The sequence below is a fragment of the Marinisporobacter balticus genome (assembly GCF_004345705.1).
Taxonomy (GTDB): Bacteria; Bacillota; Clostridia; order Peptostreptococcales; family Thermotaleaceae; genus Marinisporobacter; species Marinisporobacter balticus.
Genome location: NZ_SLWV01000011.1, coordinates 84237 through 108044 on the forward strand (window position 1 = coordinate 84237; position 23808 = coordinate 108044).

Sequence of the window (23808 nt, forward strand, 5' to 3'; positions counted from 1 at the left end):
ATGCATATAGGATATAAGTATATAAAGAAGTAAGAAACTATAATTTAGAAAATTCTACTGCTAATTTAGTACCAACTATTGCATTGTTATATACCAATTCGATATTTGATGCTAAACTTTTTCCAGCAGTAATAGATTTGATTCTAGAAAGAAGGAAAGGGGTTGCTTCTTTTCCTTTGATGCCTTTTTCTTTTGCTTCTGTTACTGCATTTTCTATTGCATCATTGATGGTATCAAAATCCATTTCATATTCTGTTGGAATTGGGTTGCCTACAACTATCCCTCCATTTAAATTCAAATCCCATTTTGCTTTTAATGCTTTTGCAAGCTCTACTTCAGAATCAACACGATAGTCTACTTTAAATCCACTTTTTCTTGTAAAGAATGCTGGGAAATCTTCTGTTTTAAAACCTACTACAGGAACGCCATGCGTTTCTAAGTATTCTAAAGTAAGTCCAATATCTAGGATTGATTTTGCGCCTGCACAAATCACAGCTACATTGGTATTGCTAAGTTCTGTTAGATCTGCAGAGATATCAAAAGTTTCTTGGGCATCTCTGTGAACCCCACCGATTCCTCCTGTAACAAAAACTTTAATTCCAGCTAAATTCGCAATAATCATAGTGGATGCTACAGTGGTTGCACCATTTAATTCTTTTGCAATAATAAAGGGTAAATCCCTTCTACTTGCTTTGAAGATATCTGTTCCTTTTCCCATATATTCTAGTTCATCTTCTGTAAGACCTACTTTCAATCTTCCGCCTATGATAGCTATTGTCGCAGGTATGGCATCATTTTCTCTTATGATGGATTCAACTTTTCTAGCTGTTTCAACGTTTTGAGGATAGGGCATACCGTGGGATATGATTGTAGACTCTAATGCAACAACAGCGCGTCCCGCGTCTAAAGCTTTTTTTACCTCTGGATGGATATCTAAATATTTTCTATACATAAATTCATCTCCTTTGAAATTTTTTGGATATATTTTAATGACATCGTAGGGTTAATTGTATTTTCATGCATCAGTGCTAAAATGGATGAAGCCATAGCAAACTTTGCACTATTTTCTAAAGTATAGTTATTTAAATGGCTATAAACGATTCCTGCCATAAAAGCATCTCCAGCTCCTGTAGCATTGACTGCTTTTACTAGTTTAGCAGGTAGAAAGTTAGAAGTATTTTCATCTGCATAATATACACCTTCTTTTCCGAGACTGATAAATATTTTTTTTACACCTTTTCCTAAAAAATAATGTGAAGCTTTTTGTAAATCATCTCTTGTATTAATTTTTATATCAGTTAATATTTCAGCTTCTAATTTATTGGGCTTAATTGTATGAAAGGAACCGATAAAATCTTTTACTTTTTTTGCTTTCGTAGTAGATACAGGATCAAGAAAAAAATGAACTCCTTTTAAATTGGTTACTAAATAATGTAAAACTTCTTGAGGAATATTTGTATCTACAACCACTAATTGAGCATTTTTTAGGATATGGTTTTTTTTTCTGATAAAATTAATATTGATTTTATCTAAAATATCCATATCTGAAATGGCGACTTTCATATCTCTATTTTCATCTAAAACAGAAAGATAGGTAGAGGATGAGGCATCTTTTAGTATGAAAGTGTGCTGCATATCGATTCCAGAAATTTTACATTCCTCTAAAATTTTATTGCCATATAAGTCATCTCCTATAGCAGAAATAAGTCTCGTGTTGATTCCAAGCTTTACTAGATTTTCTGCGATGTTTCTTCCAACACCACCTAACGAAATTTTTACCTTACCTGGATTTGAATCATTTAAAATCAATGGATTACTTGTAAAACCTTGAATATCAATATTGGTTCCACCGATTGCAACAATATAATCTTCTTCTCGTACAATGTACCCTTTCCCCATAATATAGCCCTTTTTCATCAAATTTGTAATATGAACAGCGACAGAGGAACGGGTAATCCCTAATGTATCTGCTAACTCTTGCTGCGATATATAAGGATTCTTTCTAATCAATGATAAAATTTCTTTTTCGCGTAAGGTCATCACTATCACCAACTTATGCTTATTTTATAAACTAATGCTTAACAACAGTATATCTCAAAATAGCAAATTTATCAAAAGAAATTTTTTATAATTTCCGTATATAGATTCTGAACAATTGTATCAGCGAAACACTATATTCAAAATATTTTATATAAATAATAAAAAACAGAAATTTAATCATATAAGTTATATATATGAAATTTGTTTCATAGTCACGAAAATATTTAACAAGAGCCATAGACTTCAAATGGACCATATAGTATAATGAATAAAAGTAAAGGAATATTTTAACAAAACAGCAAATTTATATTATATAACCATAAAAAAGTGAGGGAAAGACTTGTGGCAGCTGATATAGGAAAAAAGATTAAGGAACTAAGGACAAATAAAAATTTAACATTAAAGGATTTGAGTGAAAAAACTAATCTATCTATAGGTTATCTATCTCAGTTAGAAAGAGGACTTACCACCATCGCCATTGATTCTTTAGAGAACATTGCCAAAGTGTTGGATACAGATATCGCTTGTTTTTTTAGAGAACATAAAAATAGTAAAAAAGCTGTACTTCGGAATCATGAAAAAGAAGTATTCGAAATCATTAATTCTCAGTTTATCTATTACCATTTAACAAATGATGTAGAGAGTAAAAATCTTCTTCCAAGATTGATTGAAATACTCCCAAGTATGATGGAGGAAAAAATCATAACTTATCAGCATGAAGGAGAAGAATTTATCTATGTTTTAGAAGGAATCCTTACAATGATCATCGATAATGAACAGTATGCGCTCTACCCAGGAGATAGTGCCCATATTGATTCAAATAGGGTGCATAATTGGGCGAATTATACAAACAAGAAGGTCAAGTTGTTAACCGTGCATACACCTAATTTCTTAAAGAAGGCGTAGCGTGTATGATGTAAATGATATTCATATATATGAAATTGGTTTTATTATTATAAAATAAAAGGGTAAATCATGATAAGATTTATGAATGAAAATGAATAAGAAGGTGATTTTTTGAAAAAGGGGAGAATCATAAATATTCAGAAGTATTGTGTACATGATGGGCCGGGGATTCGAACAACTGTATTTTTTAAGGGATGTCCACTGAATTGCTGGTGGTGTCATAACCCTGAAAGTCAAAAATTTGAAAAAGAGATGATGTATAACCATGAAAAATGTACCATGTGTGGAGAATGCGAAAAAAGATGTGAAGGGAAAGGGATCAAATTAACGGAGAATATTTTTTATGATCCAACGAAATGTGTATTTTGTGAAAATTGTATTGATTTTTGCATCAACAACGCGAGAGAAATGATAGGAAAAGAATATACAATAAGTGAACTGATGAAGGAAATAAAAAAAGATCAAATGTTTTATCAAGAATCAGGTGGAGGTGTTACATTATCAGGTGGAGAAGTGATGACCCAAATCACATTTGTAGAAGAACTTGTAAGACGTTGTAAAGAAAATGGAATGCATGTTGCAATAGATACTTGTGGATATGTTCCTTTTTATAGTTTTGAGAGAATTTTAGATAATACAGACATTTTCTTGTATGATATTAAGTTGATTGATTCTAAAAGACATGAAAAATATACAGGGAAGCCGAATGAATTGATACTCGATAATATGAAAAAATTATCAGAAAAAGGTGCGAATATTCATCTGAGAATTCCTCTAATAGAAGGAATCAACACAGATGGTGAAAATATAGAAGGCATCATAAAGTTTGCTTCAGATTTAAAGATTTCAAAGGTAAATTTGTTACCTTATCATGAAATAGGTAGTGATAAGTATAAAAGATTAAATATGGATTACAAAAAAGGGGGAATGGTGCGACCAACAGACCAAAGATTAGAGGAAATTAAAGCCATGTTTAAAGAATCTAAATTCGAGGTGAAAATTGGGGGGTAAAATTATGGGAAGAGGAATGAATGAAAGAATTCAAAAATTAAGAAAGCAAAGTATAACGACAGAACCTCACATTTCTATAGAAAGGGCAGTACTCGTAAATGAAGCCTATCAAAAATATGCAGGTACCGTAGAGAAACCTATTCTTAGAGCTTTGACATTTAAACATATTATGGAAAACAAAAAACTTTGTATGAATGAAGATGAACTAATTGTAGGAGAAAAGGGGGAAGGACCACAATCGACCCCTACTTTTCCAGAACTTTGCTGTCATACATTAAAAGATTTTGAAATTATGAATGATAGAGAATATATTTCTTTTAAAACCAGTGAAGAAGTACGAAAGGTTCAAGTAGAAACCATTATTCCTTATTGGGAAAATCGTTCTATAAGAAAGAACATTTTTGATCATATGAAACCAGAATGGGTAGATTGCTATGAAAATGGGATCTATACTGAATTTATGGAACAAAGAAGCCCGGGTCATACAGTAGCAGATGGGAAAATGTATAAAAAAGGTTTCCTTGGATTTAAAAAAAACATTGAAGATTCAATTTCAAAACTTGACTATTTCGATGACCCACAAGTATATGAAAAGAAAACACAGCTTCAAGCGATGGCCATTTGCTGTGATGGGATTATTGCTTTTGGGAAAAGATATGAGCAGTATGCTCGAGCGTTAGCAGAAAATGAAACAGATGAAAGAAGAAAAGCGGATCTTCTAAAAATTGTCCAAAACTGTGAAGTTGTTCCTGCACACGCACCAAAAACATTCCATCAGGCAATACAAATGTATTGGTTTGTACATGTTGGTGTTACAAATGAACTAAACAATTGGGATGCTTATAGCCCTGGTAGATTAGATCAGCATCTATATCCTTTCTATAAAAAAGAAATAGAGGAAGGTACATTAACAAGAGATGAGGCAAAAGAATTATTAGAATGCTTATGGGTAAAATTCAATAACCAACCAGCACCTCCTAAGGTAGGTATTACATTAAAGGAAAGTGCTACTTATACAGACTTTGCAAACATTAATACAGGTGGAGTTACATCAGATGGAGCAGATGGTGTAAACGATGTAAGTTATTTAATTTTAGAGGTAATGGATGAAATGAAGCAATTACAGCCTAGTTCAAATGTACAAATTAGTCGAAAAACACCTCAACACTTCTTAAAAAAAGCTTGCGAAGTTTCAAGAAAGGGTTGGGGGCAGCCTGCATTTTACAATATAGATGCAATGATTCAAGAAATGCTTCGTGCAGGAAAAGACATAACAGATGCTAGAGAAGGGGGTGCTAGTGGTTGTGTAGAAACTGGGGCTTATGGAAAAGAAGCATATATTTTAACAGGATATATGAATATTCCTAAAATATTTGAAATAACACTTAATAATGGATTAGATAAGGTTTCAGGAAAACAACTAGGACTAAAAACAGGAGATCCAAGAGGTTTTGAGACTTATGAAGAATTGTTTGAGGCATTCAATAAACAATTAAATTATTTTGTAGATATTAAAATAAAAGGAAGTAATATAATCGAAAAAATCTATGCCACCCATATGCCATCTCCATTCTTATCTGTTATCACGAGTGATTGTATATCTAAGGGAATGGATTATAATGCAGGAGGCGCTAGATATAATACAAACTATATTCAAGGTGTGGGGATAGGAACCATTACGGACTGCTTAGCTTCTATCAAATATAATGTATTTGATAAGAAAAGATTTAGTATGGATGAATTACTAAAGGCATTAGAGGATAATTTTGAGGGGCATGAAAATATTCATAATATTATATGCAACAAAACGGCTAAATATGGAAATGATGATGATTATGCAGATGATTTAATGATCGATGCTTTTAATCTATTCTATAATGCTGTAAATGGTAGACCAAATATGAAGGGTGGATGCTATAGAATTGATATGCTTCCAACGACTTGCCATGTTTACTTTGGAGAGGTTATGGGAGCGAGTGCAGATGGAAGACTTGCGCACAAACCAGTTTCTGAAGGAATTTCTCCAGCGAAGGGGGCAGATAGAAATGGCCCTACTGCTGTAGTGAGATCAGCAGCAAAGATGGATCATCTAAGAACAGGTGGAACACTTCTTAATCAAAAATTTACACCTTCTGTACTTGCAGGAGATGAAGGAATTGAAAATTTAGCGTCACTCATTCGTTCTTATTTCAATATGGATGGACATCATATCCAATTTAATGTAATTGATAGACAGACTTTAATCGATGCGCAAAATAAACCTGAAGAATATAAAGATTTGATCGTGCGTGTTGCTGGATATAGTGATCATTTTCATAATTTAAGTAAAGCGCTTCAAGATGAAATTATTGAAAGAACAGAGCAAGAATTTTAAGGGATAGATGCGTTCGATTTAAAAAAATTATTTGGAAGATAATCGATAGAAAATAGGTAAAAATATTTTTAATAATAGATAATGGCTAAAAGGAGGAATTTATTTGAAAAAAATAATCGGGTTTATAGGTGCAGGAAATATGGGACAGGCAATGGTGGGGGGGATAGTAAAATCCAAATTACTTCAGCCACAACAAGTCATGATGGCGGATCGTAGTGAAGAAAGATTGAAAGTTGTTTCTAAGGAATATGGGATAAAAGTGAACACAGATAATAAGGAAGTAGCGAAAAATGCAGATGTTTTAATATTATCAGTAAAACCGAATATATACGCGCCTGTTATAGAAGAAATAAAAGATATTGTAAAGGAAGATGTAATCATTATTACGATTGCAGCTGGAAAAGATATAAGTGGTACTGAAAAAGGCTTTGGAAGGAAATTAAAAGTTGTTAGAGCTATGCCAAATACACCAGCTCTTGTAGGGGAAGGAATGACATCTATTTCTCCTAATGAGAAGTTATCAAATGAAGAAATAGATGAAGTTGTCAAAATTCTAAAAAGCTTTGGGAAAGTTGAAATCGTAAATGAAAAATTAATGAATGCTGTTACATCAGTAAGTGGATCATCACCAGCATACGTATTTATGTTTATCGAAGCGATGGCAGATGGTGCAGTTTTAGATGGAATTCCAAGAGATCAAGCTTATAGAATGGCAGCGCAGGCAGTACTTGGATCTGCTAAAATGGTATTGGATACGGGCATGCATCCAGGGGCACTCAAAGACATGGTATGCTCTCCTAGTGGAACAACGATTGAAGCAGTAACAACACTTGAAAAAACAGGATTTAGAGCAGCTGTTATATCTGCAATGAAAAGCTGCACGAATAAATCTATTGAGATGTCAAAATAATAAAAATAAGGTGATGAAAATATCATCACCTTATTTTTTATTTTTCTTTTTATTTTGATGACTTGTAGAAAAGTCTTTCACTAAAGAATGATTAGTAGCTGCTGTATCTTCATAAAATTTAGATGGATCAATCTCATCTACATCTCTTTGCATATCTAGTGGCATTACATACGCATTTTGTGTTTTTTCAATGATTGGATAATCATCTTTATTATAGGTAGCATCAATCATATTCTCAGCATCATTTGCACTAAAGTTTGTTCCATTCTTATTTTTCACATCGATCTCCTCCTCTCTATTAGTATTTCACGAATAGAGAAAGATATGAAAAATTTATTAGAAAGCAGGAACAATTGCACCATTGTATTTCTCTTCAATAAATTTCTTTACTTCTTCTGATTGTAATACAGTTACTAATTTTTTGATTTTTTCACTATCTTGATCTTCTGGTCGAATGGTAATAATATTTGCATAAGGTGATTCGCTTCCTTCAATAATTAACGCATCCTTTTTAGGATTCAAATTTCCTTCTAATGCATAGTTTGTGTTAATAATACTTACATCAACATCGTCTAATGTTCTAGGAAGCTGTGCTGCATCAATCGGTTTGAATACTAGATTTTTAGGATTTTCTACAATATCTTTTTCTGTAGCTTCTAACCCTGCATCTTTTTTTAACCTAATAATGCCATTAGCATCTAAAAGAATTAACGATCTTCCTTCATTTGTTGGATCATTTGGAATTGTAATAGTAGCGCCATCTTTTAAATCATCAACAGACTTTATTTTTTTAGAATATAAACCAAGGGGCTCAACATGTACTTTTGCTGCACTTACAAGATCAAGTCCACGTTCCTTATTAAAAGCTTCTAAGTAAGGCAAGTGCTGGAAGAAATTTGCATCAATTTCTTTTTCTGATAAAGCAATGTTTGGAGTTACATAATCCGTAAATGATTTAATTTCTAAGTTAATGCCTTCTTCTTCAAGTTTTGGCTTGATAAATTCTAGTATCTCAGTATGGGGTACGGGTGTTGCACCAATAATAAGCGTTACAGATTCGTTCCCTTTTGCATCGCTAGATGTAGCAACCTCTTCTTTTTTTGTACACCCAGTAAAAACCAAAGATAATACCAACAAGCTTACAAGTAAAGTAACAATATTTTTTTTCATTTTTTATTCCTCCTATTTTTTATTAATAATTTGTGCAATTTTGTTGCCTGTGCTTTGAATAATCTGAACTAATATAATCAGTAGAATGATTGTAGCAATCATTACATCTGTCTGGAAACGATGATAACCATATCGTATAGCCAAGTCTCCAAGTCCACCTGCACCAACGGTGCCTGCCATAGCAGAATAGCCTAAAACATTTATAATCGTAATAGTAACGCCCAGAATTAAAGATGACATTGATTCGGGAATCAAAACCTTCATGATAATTTGGAAGGGTGTGGCACCCATTGAAATAGAAGCTTCTACTACACCCCAATCTACTTCCTTTATACTCGTTTCTACAATCCTAGCAAAGAAGGGGGTTGTTGCAATGATTAATGGAACAATTGCGGCTGTTGTACCAATAGTTGTTCCAACAACAAGTCGCGTAAATGGAAAAATGAAAATCATTAGTATAATAAAGGGTAGTGATCTTGTTATATTAATAATATATGAGAGCACACCATTTAGCCGAGTGTTTGGCAATATATGATTCGGGTCTGTTACAACTAAAATAATTCCTAGTGGCAACCCAAAGAGGATTGTAAAAAATACAGATGCAAATACCATATATAAGGTTTCTAATAAAGAGGGCGTAAGGAGTTCGATCCAGTGATTCATTGCTTTAACACCTCTACTTTCACATGATTTTCTTCAAAATAAGTAATGATATCTAATAACTTATGACAATCTACATGCATTTGAACGGTAAGCTTTCCAATCGGTTTTTCTTGGATATATTCAATTTTTCCAGATAATATATTTACATCTATATCAAATACTTTGGTTAATCTTGAAATAATCGGTGTACCTGCACTGCCTTCTGTAAAGGATAAGTTTAATACTTTCCCTTCTAGATACTGCTCAGGTAAGTGCTGCATTTGTTCTACGAAGTGCTTTGTCACAGCATTACCAGGCTTTGAAAAAATATCTATGGTGTGTCCTTCTTCTACAATATAACCACCTTCTAATATGGCAACATGACTACAAATTTCTTTAATAACCTCCATTTCGTGGGTAATGACTACAATGGTCAACCCAAGCTCTTTGTTTATGTTTTTAAGGAGATCTAAAATTTGTTTTGTCGTTTTAGGATCAAGGGCTGAGGTTGCTTCATCACAGAGAAGTACATCAGGTTCATTTGCTAAGGCTCTCGCAATGCCTACTCTTTGCTTTTGCCCACCACTTAATTGAGACGGGTACACATGAGCTTTGTCAGATAATTCTACAAGATCTAAAAGCTTTTTTACTTTTTCTGTAATTGTTTTTTCAGATGTTTTCAAAAGACGAAGAGGAAAGGCGATATTTTCAAAAACTGTCTTACTATGTAAGAGATTGAAATTTTGAAAGATCATTCCCATCTTTTTTCTTGCATTTCGAAGTTCGGCACTTTTTAAGGTGACAAGATTCACACCATTTATCCAAATGTCTCCACTTGTAGGTTCTTCAAGTCTGTTAATGCAGCGAATAAGTGAGGATTTTCCTGCACCACTAAGTCCAATAATTCCGTAAATATCTCCTTTATGAATGTCTAGGGTTATACTTTCAAGTGCGGTTACTTGGTTTCTTCCTTTGGTATATACCTTTGATAGATTTTTTATTTTTATCATAACTTCACCCCTTTATAACTGTATAGTAATAAACTTATTAGGCCATGAAATAAACCCTCTTTCATAGAGAAAGAGGGTTAAAAAACATCCGCTTTTCTCTCATCTGTCGATACAAAAGTATCGCAGGAATTGGCACCGTTGCTTATATATAAGCGGGTTGCCGGGTATCATAGGGCCTAGTCCCTCCACCACTCTGGATAAGAGATATCCGTTTATTTAGTTTTCATTTAATTAATACTGAGTATAATGATTTTTTAGAATAATGTCAATACTTTTTTGAAAAAAATATTTTGATAAAAAGGATATATGAAGTAAATATAGAATATACCTAATATAGACAAGAAAAAATAAGTAGCGCACAAGATAAAGGAATTACTATTTTTTAAACAGGTTTTTATAGAGGGATAAGCGTGATTAGGCAAAGAAAAAAATGGTTAAAATAACAAGCGAGATTGGATAATTTATGATCTTGTGCGTGGCAAGCATAAGATCGATTCAGAGGTGATAGAATGAGTTATGAATCCAAATTAAAAAATGTTTTTACAGATGAACTTTTTGAAATCATTTTGTTGTTAGAAAACAAGGAAGAATGTTATCGTTTTTTCGAAGATATATGTACTATCAAAGAAATTCAAGCCTTATCCCAGCGTCTTAAGGTTGCAAAGTTTTTAAGAGAGAAGAAAACCTATCATGAAATTGAGGAGATAACAGGAGCAAGTACAGCAACCATTAGTAGAATCAATCGATGTCTAACGTATGGAGCAGATGGATATAATATGCTCTTAGATCGGGTAGAAGAAAAAGAATCAAAAGATGAGAAGTAGAAGGAACAATTTTATTGAAATTTTGGTGTAAATACCTAGTTTGTATACTAAGTTATTTACACCATTTTTATTGTTAGGAATTGTTTCGTTATTTCGTACCTTCATTATTCTTATTGCTAGAGATGCGTTTTTTTCTTTTCTTTTTGGCTACAGAAAAACCAAAATGGCCTAAAGATTTTTTGAGTCCGTAGTAGTGACCATGACTGTAGCAGATAGGTTTTGATTTCTCTAAATCAAATTTATTGTTTTGATCTAAAAAGGCATCGTCTATATTTACAGCTAAAACTTTTGCCATAAACATGTCATGAGAACCCAGTTCAACAATTTTTTCTACCTTGCATTCTATATTTACAGGACTTTCAGCGATAAGCGGCGCTTTTACTTGGGTAGCTTTCTGTGGGGTGAGATGCATGTCTTTGAATTTATTGATATCTCTACCCGAACGAACACCACAAAAATCTGTGGCTTTTGCTAAATCTTCTGTGGTTAGATTGATTACAAATTCTTTGGTTCTTTTGATAAGATCATAAGAATGTCTTTCTGGTTTTATAGATACATAAGTCATAGCAGGATCACTACAAATGGTGCCAGTCCATGCGATAGTGATAATATTATAATTTTCTTCATGATCCCCACAAGTTACCAAAACAGCAGGGATTGGATAGACCATTGTACCTGGTTTCCAAGTTTTTTTCCCCAATACAATCACTCCTAATCATATTTAAAAAATAGGGAGACACGTTAATATCTCTAGATTTATTCTATAATGGTGAGTACTTCTTCTACTGATTTTCTAGGAGGACTTTTTATTTCTCCACTAGGAACACCAAGCGGAAGCATTGCTGAAAGGAAATATTCATCCTTTTGGAAGCCAATAAAATCGGAGATTTCTTTTGCTGCATAGTTTGAACTTGTCATCCAGCAAGTACCATATCCCATATTTGTTGCAGCAAGTATTAAGTTTTCTATGGCAGCGCCGATGTTTTGAATCGCAGGATTGGTTCTTAAGAGATTATGTATTTCTTCAGTAGAAGCACCTATTTCTTCTAATATATTAATACCAGTAGGTTTATAAGAATCTTCTGTATATACAAGAATCAATGCAGGTGCATTCCTAAAAAATGTGCCAAATCTTAAAAACTTTGTAAATCCTTTTTTTAGTTCTTCGCTTTCAATTAAGCTTGCAAGCTTAGCATTTTTTTTTTCTACGATCTTTGCAATGGCTTCAATCTTTTCTTTGTTTGTAACTGCTACGAAATGCCAATTTTGAACATTCTTACCTGAAGGGGCATGGGTAGCAGCTTTAACAATTTTTTTTATATCTGCTACAGGAACTGCTTGGTCTTCAAACTTTCTTACACTTTGTCTTTTGTAGATAAAATCTAAATTATGCAATAGATAAACCTCCTTATATTTTAAAACTATATTTGCTATTATATATGATATCCATTGCTACTTCAATTCAAAAGGAAGAAGAAATAATTTATGATTTAGGGTATAATATTTACATAAGATACGAGTAAAGCAGGTGAATAAATGGGATTATTTGTAATTAGTGATTTGCATCTTAGCCTTGGCGTAGATAAGCCAATGGATATGTTTGGAGAACAATGGATCAATCACCATGAAAAAATTAAGAAAGAGTGGATAACATCTATTAAAAATGATGATACAGTATTGATTGCTGGCGATATTTCCTGGGCTATGAATATAAACGAAGCAATGATCGATTTGGAGTGGATCAATGAATTAGCAGGAAAAAAAATATTGTTAAGGGGAAACCATGATTATTGGTGGAGTTCAGTAACAAAAATGAATACATTTTTTGAAAAAATGAAATTTTTGCAGAATAATTATTTTGCATATAAAAATTTTGCAATATGTGGAACAAGAGGATGGATTTGTCCAAATGAAACTAAATTTACACAGCAGGATCAAAAAATCTATGAACGAGAGTTGCATCGATTACAATTATCATTAAATCATGCAATGAAAGACGGTTATAAAGAGCATATTGTTATGATGCACTATCCACCTACAAATGATCAATTAGAACCTTCTGGATTTACAGAAATATATGAAAAATATAATGTAAAGAAAGTCGTTTATGGACATCTTCATGGAAAAGCTTCCTTTGATGGGGGGGTAAAGGGAGCATACAAAGGGATAGATTACTATCTGACATCTTGTGATTATTTAGATTTCAAACCTTTAAAAATTTTAGATTAATCAAGAAACCATTTCCTTGGAAATATGAAAGTATAAACATATGATAAGAGAAATGTGGTGGTTGTGAAAAGATCATATATATTAAAGACGAGAAATAAATTATAAGGTAGAGGTGGAATATGGTAAAAAACAAAGGCCTATTGGCAAGAACTTGCAAGAAATGCAAAAAAATAATTGATGAAAAATCATTATATGACTATTGTCCTGAATGCTTCAAAAAGATTGAGGAGGTTTTTGAAAAAATCGAAAGCTATTTGAAAGAATACCCAGGGGCTACTGCTTTTGAGATTGAGCAAGAAACAGGTGTGCCATATCATATTATTAATAATTTTGTCAGAGATGGAAGACTGATTGAGATGCCAAATGAATATTTAAATTTTGAATGTAAAAGGTGTGGATGCTTGCTTCTTTCAGCCCATCATAAATATTGCCCTACTTGTAGGGAAGAATTAGAAAAGGAAATGGAGTTAGCAAAAATACAATTAAAGCAATCAATGAATCATGAAAATGCAAAAATGCATATAAGACATGGAGAGAATAAACGGAAAAAATAGTAAAAAGATAAATCATTTTTTCAATTTTTGCATATCTATTTAGCAGGAGGTGAAAAAATGAGAAGATTTCATAGTTATACAATAGAAAGCTATTTGGGATATTTAAAAACATTTCATTTTACTAGAAATATTACAGATATACATCTGCATCACACTTGGAAGCCAACAAAAAAGACTTATGCATTGGCAACGGATAAAGAAAAAGTCATTTATGGTATGTGGAGGTATCATACAAAAACACTTAATTGGAAAGATATTGGACAGCATGTTACCGTTTCGCCAGATGGACTTATTTGGGATGGAAGAGATTTAAATACTATACCTGCAAGTATTTCAGGACAGAATAAGAATGCTTTTGCGATTGAGATGATTGGAAATTTCGACAAAGAACAAGAAAAATTAGATGGCGTACAATTAAATGCAGTAAAAAAGCTTATAAAAGGGCTGTTTGATCTATTCCATACAGAACGGCTAGTATTTCATAGAGAGTATTCAAACAAAACTTGTCCAGGTACGTCTTTAAATAAAGCGTTGTTTCTTGAAAAAATAGAAAATAAAGTAAACCTTTTAGGGAAGTCTGTGGCAACAAAAGAACAAATGAAACGATATTTATTAATCATAAATCCATTGCCCAAGATTCAATGTACACCAGACGAAATTGTAGCCTATTACTTGAATGAAGGAGCGATAGAAGGTGTGAGGGGAGATATTGCTTTTGCACAAGCATTACTTGAGACAGGTTTTTTCAAATTTGGTGGTATTGTGCTTTCTAATCAGAATAATTATGCAGGGTTAGGGGCTACAAATACGACGAAAAATGGTAGAGCAGCAACTTTTCCAAGTCCCAAAATAGGGGTGAAGGCACATATTCAGCATCTAAAAGGATATGCAAGCAAAGAACCTTTAATCAATCCAATTGTAGATCCTAGATATGAAATATTAGCAAATAGTAGCATGTTAGGTTCGTGTAAATATGTGACAGATTTAAATGGAAAATGGGCTGTGCCAGGTAATAATTATGGAGAAAATATACTAAAAATACTTGATAAAATACGATCATTGGTGACGGATGAGGATACAACCGAGATATGGAATAAAACAATTTTAGAAGAAAACAAAAAATTAAAAGAAGAAAATATAAAAATATTAAATAAAGTAAAAGCATATGAAGAATTACTAAATATGCTTACTACACAAATTGAAAAGTTTTTAAAGGCCAGTGTTTAACAAAGGATATCAAAATGAACTTATATAAAAATTTAACCAAAAGAGCAAGCGGAGAACAAAAGAAATATTTTCCACTTGTTCTTTTTAATGTTACGTAACTAATATTCAAAATATTTCAGTTTTTGACAGAATACATTGAAAGTAAAGTGATTATTTGTATATAATAGGGAATATAAGGAGAGACATTATTTTAGGATACATCTAAGAATTATAAAAAAATATCATGCATGGTGTTGAGGGGGGAAAAGGGTGTTTTATGATTATGAAAAGGTTTTAGCAAGGGATGTAGCGTGTAAGGAATATAGTATATTGAAAGAGGATTGTAAACTAGGGCATGCTATTAAAATATTGTTAAAAAATAATATGCAAGAAGCAATTATTACAGACAAAGAAAATAATTTGACAGGAATCATAACATTAACTGACATATCAAGACTCATGCAAAAAAAGAAAAATGAAGAAATACTATTAAGAGAATGTATGATAAAAAATTTAATAACTGTTAAAGAAAACGCATGTTTATTAGAATGTAGAAATATTATGCAACAAAATAAAATCGGCATATTACCTGTATTACAAAACGATAGGGTCATTGGGGTAATAAGAAAAGAAGAAATTATTAGTTCTTTTTATATGGCATTAGAAAAGGCAGATATGAAATTAAATCATGTAGTAGATTCTCTTCATGAAGCAGTTTGCGTCATTGATGAAGAAGGAAGAACGGTTATTTGGAATAAGAGTGCAGAAAAATTATATGATGTTTCTGCATCAGATATATTAGGGAAACCATTAGAAGATTTTTTTCCAGATGCAATGGATGTAAAAGTTTTTAAAACAAAAAAACCTGTAGAAAATGTTTATCATTCTCCAAAGGAAAATTGTTATATTGTCATTAGTGCTGCACCTATATTTGGAAATGGTGAATTCTTAGGCGTGGTGAGTACGGATTGGGATGTAAGTGAATTTAAAAAGTTAACCAATGAATTAGAAAGAGCAAATGACACAGTCGAATTTTTAAGAAGAGAAGTAGAAAAATTTTCGAACGATGGGTTTGGAAAAGTCATTGGGAAAAATATGAAATTATTAAAAAAAATTGAACTTGCGAAACAAGTTGCTAAAGCCAAAGTAAATATACTAATTACAGGAGAAAGTGGAACAGGAAAAGAAGTTTTTGCAAGGGCCATACATGATTCAAGTGATCAGAAGGGGCTGTTTGTTCCTATTAATTGCAGTGCGATTCCAAGTGAACTATTTGAAAGCGAATTATTTGGATATGAACAAGGGGCTTTTACAGGTGCTAATAAAAAAGGAAAAATGGGATTATTTGAAATGGCCAATGATGGAACGATCTTTTTAGATGAAATTGGAGATTTGCCTATGTTCATGCAGGCAAAATTATTAAGAGTACTCCAAGATAAGGTAGTTAGAAGAGTTGGAGGAGAGAAATATACAAATATCAATGTGAGAATTCTCTCAGCTACCAATAAAGATTTAAAGAAAATGGTAGAAGAAGGTATATTTAGAGAGGATTTATATTATCGATTAGATGTCGTGCAAATAGAACTGCCCCCCCTTAGAGAAAGAGGCAGAGATATTGTTTTGTTAATTGATTATTTTCTAAAGGAATTATCTAAGCAAAACAATAAAGAGGTTGTACAAATAGATCAAAGGAGCATAGAAATATTACAAAATTATAATTGGAAAGGAAATATTAGGGAATTAAAAAATACGATTGAGTACTTAATTGTTTTATGCAAAGGAAATATGATTACAACAGATTTAATTCCTAATTACATATTGGAAGAAATTAAAAAAACAAAGCGTAAAGGAGAAGATCCCCTTGATTTAAATAAGTCTATTGTAGAATTTGAAGTAGATATGATTGAGCGAGCTTTAAAATTAGCGAATGGGAAGAAAGCGAAAGCAGCAAAATTATTAAATATACCAAGAGCTACGTTATATTATAAAATTGAACAGCATAAAATAAAATGTCAATAATTTGACAAATGTCAAATTATTGATATTTTATTTTGTAAAATCCATGCTTAAAACCCCTATAAGATGGACTTTTTAAGACACATCATGAAAATTATTATTGGGTAATCATTTAAAGAGTGATGAAGTAAAGAAAGGTTGGGGCGAGTGCTTGTGAATGTGGTGCATAAGAAGAAAGATTAGAAGATAAAAGTGGTGACTTAATGGTATCTCATGGAGCATTGCTCGTGTAAACCTTGGATTTATGGGTGGTGGTGGAGACGTTAAAGTTTTCACTGAACAAACAGGCCCTGAAATTGCTAAACAATTTATGGGAGAACCCACTAAGTAAACTTTAAACATAAAATAATTGTTTGAAAATTCAATAAAATAGAGTATGATATTAGTAGGAATAAAATAAAGCTCTTAGTTTGAGTGGGTGAAAACTAAGCTAATGAAACAACTACAAGCAATTATAAAAATATTCTGGACGAAATAATTTGTGTTTTTATAAAAAAATAAAAATATAAGGGGGAAAAAAGATGGTAACAGGTATATTAGCGGCATTGGGTGGTTTTGGACTGTGGTTTGCAGCAGTATTTGGTATGGATTTTATGAAACATAAGGACAATCTAGAAGATAACTCATGGTCAAAAGTAGGAATTATCGGATTCTTTACAAATTTCTTTGATACTTTAGGAATTGGTTCATTTGCGCCACTAACAGCAGCATTAAGAGCAACAAAACAGGTTAGTGATAGAGTATTACCAGGTACATTAAATGTATCATGTACATTGCCAGTTATTTTGGAAGCATTCATATTTATAACAGTTGTGCAAGTGGATATCACAACACTAGTCTCTCTTCTTGCCGCTGCAACAATAGGTGCATGGGTAGGTGCTGGAGTTGTTTCTAAGCTTCCAGAAAAGAAGGTTCAGTCTGTAATGGGTATCGCATTGTTTATTACTGCACTACTAATGCTTGCGGGTCAAATGAAATGGATGCCAGGTGGAGGTGCGCCGCTTAGCGAAGCTTTTGATGGCGTGAAAAATGGATTGATCTATAAAACAATGGATGTTGAGGGTACTATGCTAGGTGTTCCAATTGGAATAAGCGGTAGCAAGTTGATAATTGGTGTAATCATTAACTTTATACTAGGAGCTTTAATGTGTGCAGGTATTGGTCTTTATGCGCCTTGTATGGCTTTAGTATATTTACTTGGTATGTCTCCAATAGTAGCATTCCCAATCATGATGGGTTCATGTGCATTCTTAATGCCAGTTGCATCAGCAAAATTTGTTAAAGAAGGTGCTTATGATAGAAAGGCTTCAATGGGAATTATCATTGGTGGGATTGTTGGCGTTTTGATAGCAGCATATATTGTTAAGTCATTACCACTTAACATATTAAAATGGTTAGTAATCGTAGTTATTTTCTACACTTCTGCAACTTTAATGAAAGCTGCATCAAAAAATCCTAAGAATACTGACAAGGTAGCATAATTAAAAAATATAAAATGATTTAAAAGGATTCAATGACCTAGCGCTTATCTATTATAGGCGCTAGGTTTGTTTTATAAAAGTAAAAGCAAAACCACTTTTAACTTAAAAAGAGGGGTTTTTTAATTTATGGATAATCAATAGCTGTATGAAGATAGAATTTGAGATATAATAGTTTAGAGAATAAAGAAAAGGAATGAAGCATAATGAACTTAATAACGGTTGAAAATATTACAAAAAGTTATGGAGATAGAATATTATTTGATATTGGTGCATTTGGTATAGGAGAAGGAGATAAGATTGGGATTATTGGTGTCAATGGAACAGGAAAATCAACCCTCCTCAAAATACTTGTAGGGGCAGAATATCCAGATACAGGTAATGTTACTACGGGAAATCATGTGAAGATAGAATATTTATCACAGAATCCTTATTTTGATTATGATGCAACCGTACTCCAACAAGTGTTTAAAGGAAATGCACCTGAGATGGAAGTTTTAAGAGAATATGAGCATATGCTAGAGCAAGTGAAATATAATCTAAATAACAATGCTTTACAAGAAAAATTAATTATGTTAAATCAGAAAATGGATGAGATGGGCGTGTGGCAGCTAGAAAGTGAAGCAAAAACGATACTCACAAAACTAGGTATTTCTAATTTTGATGCAAAAATCAAAACTCTCTCAGGAGGGCAAAGAAAAAGAATTGCGCTAGCAAGTGCATTGATCCAAACTGCAGATTTATTGGTTCTTGATGAACCTACAAACCATATTGACAATGAAACCATTGGGTGGTTAGAAGAATATTTAAATAAACGTAAAGGGGCACTACTTATGATTACCCATGATCGCTATTTTTTAGATCGGGTAACCAATCGGATTATAGAGTTAGATGGAGGGGAACTTTACAAATATACAGGAAACTATAGTCGGTTTTTAGAACAAAAGTCAGAACGTGAAGAACGAAGATACGCATCTGAACAGAAAAGACAAAATCTATTTCGTAGGGAGCTTGCATGGATTAAAAGAGGTGCAAAGGCAAGAACAACAAAACAAAAAGCTAGAATTGAAAGATTTGAAAAATTAGATGAAGAAAAGTTAGAACTTTCTTCAGAAAAAATAGAAATATCTGTAGGAAGTCGACGTTTAGGGAAAAAAGTGATTGAACTTAGAAATATCTATAAAAGTTTTGGGAAAAATAAATGTATTGATGATTTTAGTTACACGGTGCTCAAAAATGATCGAATTGGTATTATTGGATCTAATGGCATTGGAAAATCTACGCTTTTAAATATTATGACAGGTAGATTGGATATGGACAATGGGCATATAGAAAAAGGAGAAACCGTGAAAATTGGGTGTTTTCTACAAGAGAATATAGAAATGGATGGAAATCTAAAAGTGATTGAGTATATAAAAAATAAAGCAGAATTCATAACCACAGCTGATGGGAGTAAAATAAGTGCATCTCAGATGTTAGAGAGATTTTTGTTTTCACCTACCATGCAGTGGACACAGATTGGTAGGCTTTCAGGGGGAGAAAAAAGAAGACTGTATCTACTCAGTGTACTGATGGGTATGCCAAATGTATTATTTTTAGATGAGCCAACTAATGATTTAGATATTCAAACCTTAACTATTTTGGAAGAATATCTTGAAGGGTTTATGGGTGCCGTGATTGCTATTTCACATGATCGTTATTTTCTTGATAAAATGGCGGAGAAAATATTTGCTTTTGAAGGAAATGGAAAGATTATAACGTATGTAGGAAATTATGCAGATTATCAGGAATTTCGTCAGAAGTATATAAAAAATCAAGAACAACCTGTTCATAAGAAGCGTGACGAAAAAAAGCATAAAAGTGAAAAGAAAAAAGACAAGAAACTAAAATTTACATTTAAAGAACAAAGAGAATATGAACAAATTGATGAACAGATTGCACAGATCGAAGAAAAACTTGAGACAACAAATGAAGAAATCAATCAAGCAGGAAGTAATTTTGAAGCGTTACAGGAATTAGTAGATCTTCAAGAAAAATTAGAAAAGGAATTGGAAGAAAAGCTAGAACGGTGGACTTATTTAAATGAGTTAGCAGAAGCAATTGATGAAAGCAAGTAAAGATATCTATGGGGGGTGATCAATGATGCCAAGGATTTATGGGGAAAGGATTATGTTAAGGGAATATAGAGAAGAAGATTTAACCTATATACAAGAATGGGTAAATAATGAACAGATTACAGATATGCTTTCAAATATTTTTATGTTTCCGCATACGAAAAAGAAAACAGAAAAATTTTTAAACATGATGCTAGAATCAGATGATTTAGAACTATGTGGTTTTGTTATTGCGCTTAAAGATACAGAAACATATATAGGGCAAACAGACATGGTCAAAATAGATTGGAAAAATCGAAAAGCTTTAATAGGGATCATTGTAGGAAGAGATGAAAATCAAAGTAAAGGGTATGGAACAGAAGCATTAAAATTGCTACTTCAATATGGATTTTATCGTTTAGGACTCAATAAAATAGAACTAGAGGTAAGAGCATATAATAAAAAAGCCATAAGATGTTATGAAAAATGTGGATTTAAGGTAGAAGGTGTATTGAAAGAAGATTATTATAGCAATGGCGCATTTACAGATACTATAAAAATGGCTATATTAAAAAGAGAATGGGAAAAAAACCTAGCATGAAGCTGTTTTTTGTAAAAATTATCCTTTCTAAAAACTTAGATTTATACAAATACTAAGAGATAAGAACAAAATATTTTCGATGATCTCTTAGGTGTATAAAGAGAAGAAAGGATGTATCGTATGAGTACAAGATTATTTGTGATTGCTATTTCACCAGGACTCGCATTAGCCTTAGGTATTTATTTGACAGATCGATATGACAGAGAACCTGTAGACTTATTGATTAAGGTATTCCTTTTAGGCGCATTAGCTGTTATTCCGACGGCTTTTGTAGAAAGAATGTTGGTGTCTTTTAATATATTTGGGGGCGTGTTAGCTGCAGCCTATACAGCTTTTATTGTTGCTGGATTCACAGAAGAATTTTTTAAAAGAGCTGTTGTACTGAAAACGGCTTATAGGCATAGTGCTTTTGATGAAAAGCTAGATGGCATTGTTTATGCTGTTTTTTCAGCGCTGGGTTTTGCTACTGTAGAAAATGTCATGTATGTGGTATTTCGATTTGCAGCAAATCCTTATATAGGTTTATACAGAGGGATCTTATCTGTACCTGCCCATATGTTATTTGGAGTGACAATGGGTTATTATTTGTCCTTATCAAAGTTTGCAGATGATGAAAAAATGCGCAGAAGTTATTTAAAAAGAGCATTGATTGTACCAGTAATGCTGCATGGTATATTTGATTTTATTTTAATGGCAAAAATCCCCACATTGATGATTTTCTTTATTCCCTTTGTTATTTATCTATGGATCATTAATTTAAGAAGACTTAATGAATATACAAAGGAATCAAGAAGGACTTATGAAGATATACAAAATCGAAAGGATTTATTAAAATAGACACAAAAGTGTCTTTTTTTTTGTTTTTGGAACATATTTAAAAAACAAAGTATATTATGATATTGAGTAAGTTTATTGATTAGGAGGAACGTATATGAATAAAGATAGATTAAATATGTTACGAAAGATTATGGAATTAGAGTGTTCTTGTATAGATTTAAATCTATATCTTGATATGTATCCTACAGATCAAAACGCTTTGATGCAATACAATACACAGGCTTTCCAACTGATGGAATTAAAAAAACAGTATGGGTGTATGTATGGACCACTTAGTAACTTTGGAGATGCACAGAGCCAATATCCTTTTAGATGGATAGAAGATCCTTGGCCTTGGGAAATAGAATACTAGAGGGGGAAAATATATGTGGATTTATGAAAAAAAAATACAATATCCAGTAAAAATAAGCTGTAAAGATCCTAGAATGGCGCAATATGTTATGACACAATTAGGAGGGCCTGATGGAGAATTATCGGCAGCTTTAACTTATTTAAATCAAAGATACAAAATGCCGACACAAAAGGCGAAGGCACTTCTTACAGATATAGGGACAGAAGAATTAGCACATGTAGAAATGATTCAAACTATGATTGTGAAATTAACGAAAGATGCAAGTATAGAAGAAATAAAAGAGGCGGATATGGGGCCTTACTATGCAATAAGAGATACCGCTGTATATCCTGCTGATAGTACAGGCAACCCTTGGACTGCAAGCTATATTTCATCAACCGGAGATCCTGTTGCAGATCTATACAACGATATGGCTGCTGAAAAGAAAGCAAAGGCTGTCTATGAGAATTTGTTGAAATTAACAGATGATCCATTGTTAAAAGATTCGTTAAAATTTTTACTAGAAAGAGAAATTGTACATTTTAAGCGGTTTGGAGAAGCGTTAAGAAATGTGGAGGAATATAATAAATCTAAAAAGATTCATTAAAAATGTATTATGGAAAAAAGGATGTATTGAATTAAGAAAGTAAAAAAGATCATAGAATCGTGCATATGTAAAAGCGTACCTTTATAGGTATGTTTTTATATATCTACGCATCCATAAAATATTAAGAAGTGATTGAAGCTTGCTTCTAAAACTTTACATAATAAGAATGATATAGTAATATTTACATATATAAATATTTCCCAAAAATTCGAGAAAAAAAGTAAAAGGTTTTATTTGTAAGTTTTTAGGCGAATAATCATAAAACTAGAGATCGTTAGCAAGGGGAGATTCAAAGTGAGTATTGAAAGTGTAAAAAGACAATTCAAAGAACAAAATTTAGACTTAGTAATTACTGAATTAGATGAAAGCAGTGCAACAGTAGCACTTGCGGCGAATGCAATTGGGGTAGAGCCCGATAGAATCGCAAAGACGATGGCATTTAGATTAGCAGATAAAGATATTTTAGTGATTTCAAAGGGAACTGCTAGGATTGACAATAGAAAATATAAAGATTATTTTAAAACAAAGGTAAAAATGTTAAAGGCCCATGAGGTATTAGAGATTACTGGGCATCCAGTAGGAGGGGTTTGTCCCTTTGGATTAAAAAATAAACTAGAAATATATCTTGATAAAACACTAGATTCATTTGATCATGTTTACCCCGCGGGAGGCTCACCTAATTCAGCTGTAAAAATAACTGTTGAAAAATTAGAAGAAGTAACGAATGGTACATGGATTGATGTGTGCAAATAAATTTTAAAGAGGCAGTGATAGTATTTAAATGAAATCATTATTGAGGGATAAAAATATTTAGTAAGGATGTAGTATCAAAAGAAACAGAACTGAATATATATTATATATTCCTATAAAATAATAAAATGTACCCTTTGTCAAGGACAATTTAAAAAAGCCTATGCTACATTAAGAAGATGATTTCTGTATTGAACAGGAGTCATCTTTTTTAGATCC

General features: G+C 32.3%; 24 protein-coding genes and 1 riboswitch. Of the genes, 16 read left to right on the forward strand and 8 right to left on the reverse strand.

Annotated features, from left to right (window positions below; all coding sequences use genetic code 11):
* Positions 1-37: 37 nt before the first annotated feature.
* Both EV214_RS09590 and EV214_RS09595 read right to left on the reverse strand, forming a co-directional pair.
* Positions 38-952: a pseudouridine-5'-phosphate glycosidase gene (locus EV214_RS09590; protein ID WP_132245150.1), complete on the reverse strand. Its 915-nt coding sequence runs from the start codon at positions 950-952 to the stop codon at positions 38-40.
* A complete protein-coding gene (locus tag EV214_RS09595; RefSeq protein ID WP_132245152.1) occupies positions 934-2040 on the reverse strand; it encodes a PfkB family carbohydrate kinase in 1107 nt (368 codons plus the stop codon). The genes EV214_RS09590 and EV214_RS09595 overlap by 19 nt, the downstream gene beginning before the upstream one ends.
* A 342-nt stretch (positions 2041-2382) precedes the next feature.
* Here EV214_RS09595 and EV214_RS09600 point away from each other — a divergent pair, with 342 nt between their 5' ends.
* The 4 genes from EV214_RS09600 to proC all read left to right on the forward strand — a co-directional run bounded on the left by EV214_RS09600 (position 2383) and on the right by proC (position 7241).
* Positions 2383-2946, forward strand: a complete 564-nt coding sequence (locus tag EV214_RS09600) for a helix-turn-helix domain-containing protein (protein ID WP_132245154.1) — start codon at positions 2383-2385, stop codon at positions 2944-2946.
* Between the two features lie 111 nt (positions 2947-3057).
* Positions 3058-3957: a trans-4-hydroxy-L-proline dehydratase activase gene (locus EV214_RS09605; protein WP_132245156.1), complete on the forward strand. Its 900-nt coding sequence runs from the start codon at positions 3058-3060 to the stop codon at positions 3955-3957.
* Positions 3958-3961: 4 nt separating this feature from the next.
* Positions 3962-6331, forward strand: a complete 2370-nt coding sequence (hypD, locus tag EV214_RS09610; RefSeq protein WP_132245158.1) for a trans-4-hydroxy-L-proline dehydratase — start codon at positions 3962-3964, stop codon at positions 6329-6331.
* A gap of 103 nt (positions 6332-6434) precedes the next feature.
* Positions 6435-7241, forward strand: coding sequence for a pyrroline-5-carboxylate reductase (gene proC / locus EV214_RS09615; RefSeq protein WP_132245160.1), 807 nt, complete (start codon positions 6435-6437; stop codon positions 7239-7241).
* A gap of 30 nt (positions 7242-7271) precedes the next feature.
* On the opposite strand, the gene EV214_RS09620 is transcribed toward proC, so the two are convergent.
* Genes EV214_RS09620 through EV214_RS09635 form a run of 4 tightly spaced genes read right to left on the reverse strand, consistent with a single transcriptional unit; the run spans position 7272 to position 10063 of the window.
* Positions 7272-7520 (reverse strand): hypothetical protein, encoded by a 249-nt coding sequence (locus tag EV214_RS09620; RefSeq protein WP_132245162.1) that lies wholly within the window; start codon positions 7518-7520, stop codon positions 7272-7274.
* Between the two features lie 57 nt (positions 7521-7577).
* A complete protein-coding gene (locus EV214_RS09625; RefSeq protein ID WP_132245164.1) occupies positions 7578-8411 on the reverse strand; it encodes a MetQ/NlpA family ABC transporter substrate-binding protein in 834 nt (277 codons plus the stop codon).
* A 12-nt stretch (positions 8412-8423) separates the two neighbouring features.
* The gene (locus EV214_RS09630; RefSeq protein WP_132245166.1) at positions 8424-9074 is read right to left on the reverse strand and encodes a methionine ABC transporter permease; all 651 of its coding nucleotides are present in this window, start codon (positions 9072-9074) and stop codon (positions 8424-8426) included.
* Entirely contained in the window at positions 9071-10063 is a 993-nt protein-coding gene (locus tag EV214_RS09635; RefSeq protein ID WP_132245168.1) for a methionine ABC transporter ATP-binding protein, read from the reverse strand. The genes EV214_RS09630 and EV214_RS09635 overlap by 4 nt, the downstream gene beginning before the upstream one ends.
* Positions 10064-10159: 96 nt before the next feature.
* Positions 10160-10267, reverse strand: a riboswitch (SAM riboswitch).
* A 305-nt stretch (positions 10268-10572) separates the two neighbouring features.
* On the opposite strand from EV214_RS09635, the gene EV214_RS09640 reads away from it, so the two are divergent.
* Positions 10573-10887, forward strand: a complete 315-nt coding sequence (locus EV214_RS09640; protein WP_132245170.1) for a YerC/YecD family TrpR-related protein — start codon at positions 10573-10575, stop codon at positions 10885-10887.
* A gap of 88 nt (positions 10888-10975) precedes the next feature.
* Here EV214_RS09640 and EV214_RS09645 read toward each other — a convergent pair whose 3' ends face one another.
* Positions 10976-11587 carry a flavin reductase family protein gene (locus EV214_RS09645; protein ID WP_207669666.1) on the reverse strand — a complete coding sequence of 204 codons (612 nt, stop codon included), beginning with the start codon at positions 11585-11587 and terminating at the stop codon, positions 10976-10978.
* Between the two features lie 56 nt (positions 11588-11643).
* Entirely contained in the window at positions 11644-12282 is a 639-nt protein-coding gene (locus EV214_RS09650) for a nitroreductase family protein (RefSeq protein ID WP_132245172.1), read from the reverse strand.
* A gap of 141 nt (positions 12283-12423) precedes the next feature.
* On the opposite strand from EV214_RS09650, the gene EV214_RS09655 reads away from it, so the two are divergent.
* From EV214_RS09655 to EV214_RS09705, 11 genes are all read left to right on the forward strand, one after another.
* On the forward strand, positions 12424-13116 hold the full coding sequence (locus tag EV214_RS09655) for a metallophosphoesterase (RefSeq protein WP_132245174.1): 693 nt from the start codon (positions 12424-12426) through the stop codon (positions 13114-13116).
* Between the two features lie 119 nt (positions 13117-13235).
* On the forward strand, positions 13236-13670 hold the full coding sequence (locus EV214_RS09660) for a hypothetical protein (protein WP_132245176.1): 435 nt from the start codon (positions 13236-13238) through the stop codon (positions 13668-13670).
* Between the two features lie 57 nt (positions 13671-13727).
* Positions 13728-14897: a glucosaminidase domain-containing protein gene (locus EV214_RS09665; RefSeq protein ID WP_132245178.1), complete on the forward strand. Its 1170-nt coding sequence runs from the start codon at positions 13728-13730 to the stop codon at positions 14895-14897.
* 249 nt (positions 14898-15146) lie between these two features.
* Positions 15147-16895 (forward strand): sigma-54 dependent transcriptional regulator PrdR, encoded by a 1749-nt coding sequence (gene prdR, locus EV214_RS09670; protein ID WP_243116610.1) that lies wholly within the window; start codon positions 15147-15149, stop codon positions 16893-16895.
* A gap of 518 nt (positions 16896-17413) precedes the next feature.
* Complete coding sequence (locus EV214_RS09675) at positions 17414-18373, forward strand: sulfite exporter TauE/SafE family protein (protein WP_132245180.1); 960 nt, start codon at positions 17414-17416, stop codon at positions 18371-18373.
* A gap of 203 nt (positions 18374-18576) precedes the next feature.
* Positions 18577-20487 carry an ABC-F family ATP-binding cassette domain-containing protein gene (locus EV214_RS09680; RefSeq protein WP_132245182.1) on the forward strand — a complete coding sequence of 637 codons (1911 nt, stop codon included), beginning with the start codon at positions 18577-18579 and terminating at the stop codon, positions 20485-20487.
* 22 nt (positions 20488-20509) lie between these two features.
* Positions 20510-21064, forward strand: coding sequence for a GNAT family N-acetyltransferase (locus EV214_RS09685; protein ID WP_243116611.1), 555 nt, complete (start codon positions 20510-20512; stop codon positions 21062-21064).
* Positions 21065-21184: 120 nt separating this feature from the next.
* Positions 21185-21901, forward strand: coding sequence for a PrsW family intramembrane metalloprotease (locus EV214_RS09690; RefSeq protein ID WP_132245184.1), 717 nt, complete (start codon positions 21185-21187; stop codon positions 21899-21901).
* Between the two features lie 94 nt (positions 21902-21995).
* The gene (locus tag EV214_RS09695; RefSeq protein WP_132245186.1) at positions 21996-22253 is read left to right on the forward strand and encodes a spore coat protein CotJB; all 258 of its coding nucleotides are present in this window, start codon (positions 21996-21998) and stop codon (positions 22251-22253) included.
* Between the two features lie 13 nt (positions 22254-22266).
* Positions 22267-22839: a manganese catalase family protein gene (locus tag EV214_RS09700; protein ID WP_132245188.1), complete on the forward strand. Its 573-nt coding sequence runs from the start codon at positions 22267-22269 to the stop codon at positions 22837-22839.
* A 294-nt stretch (positions 22840-23133) separates the two neighbouring features.
* On the forward strand, positions 23134-23592 hold the full coding sequence (locus tag EV214_RS09705) for a YbaK/EbsC family protein (protein ID WP_132245190.1): 459 nt from the start codon (positions 23134-23136) through the stop codon (positions 23590-23592).
* The last annotated feature ends 216 nt before the right edge of the window (positions 23593-23808 follow it).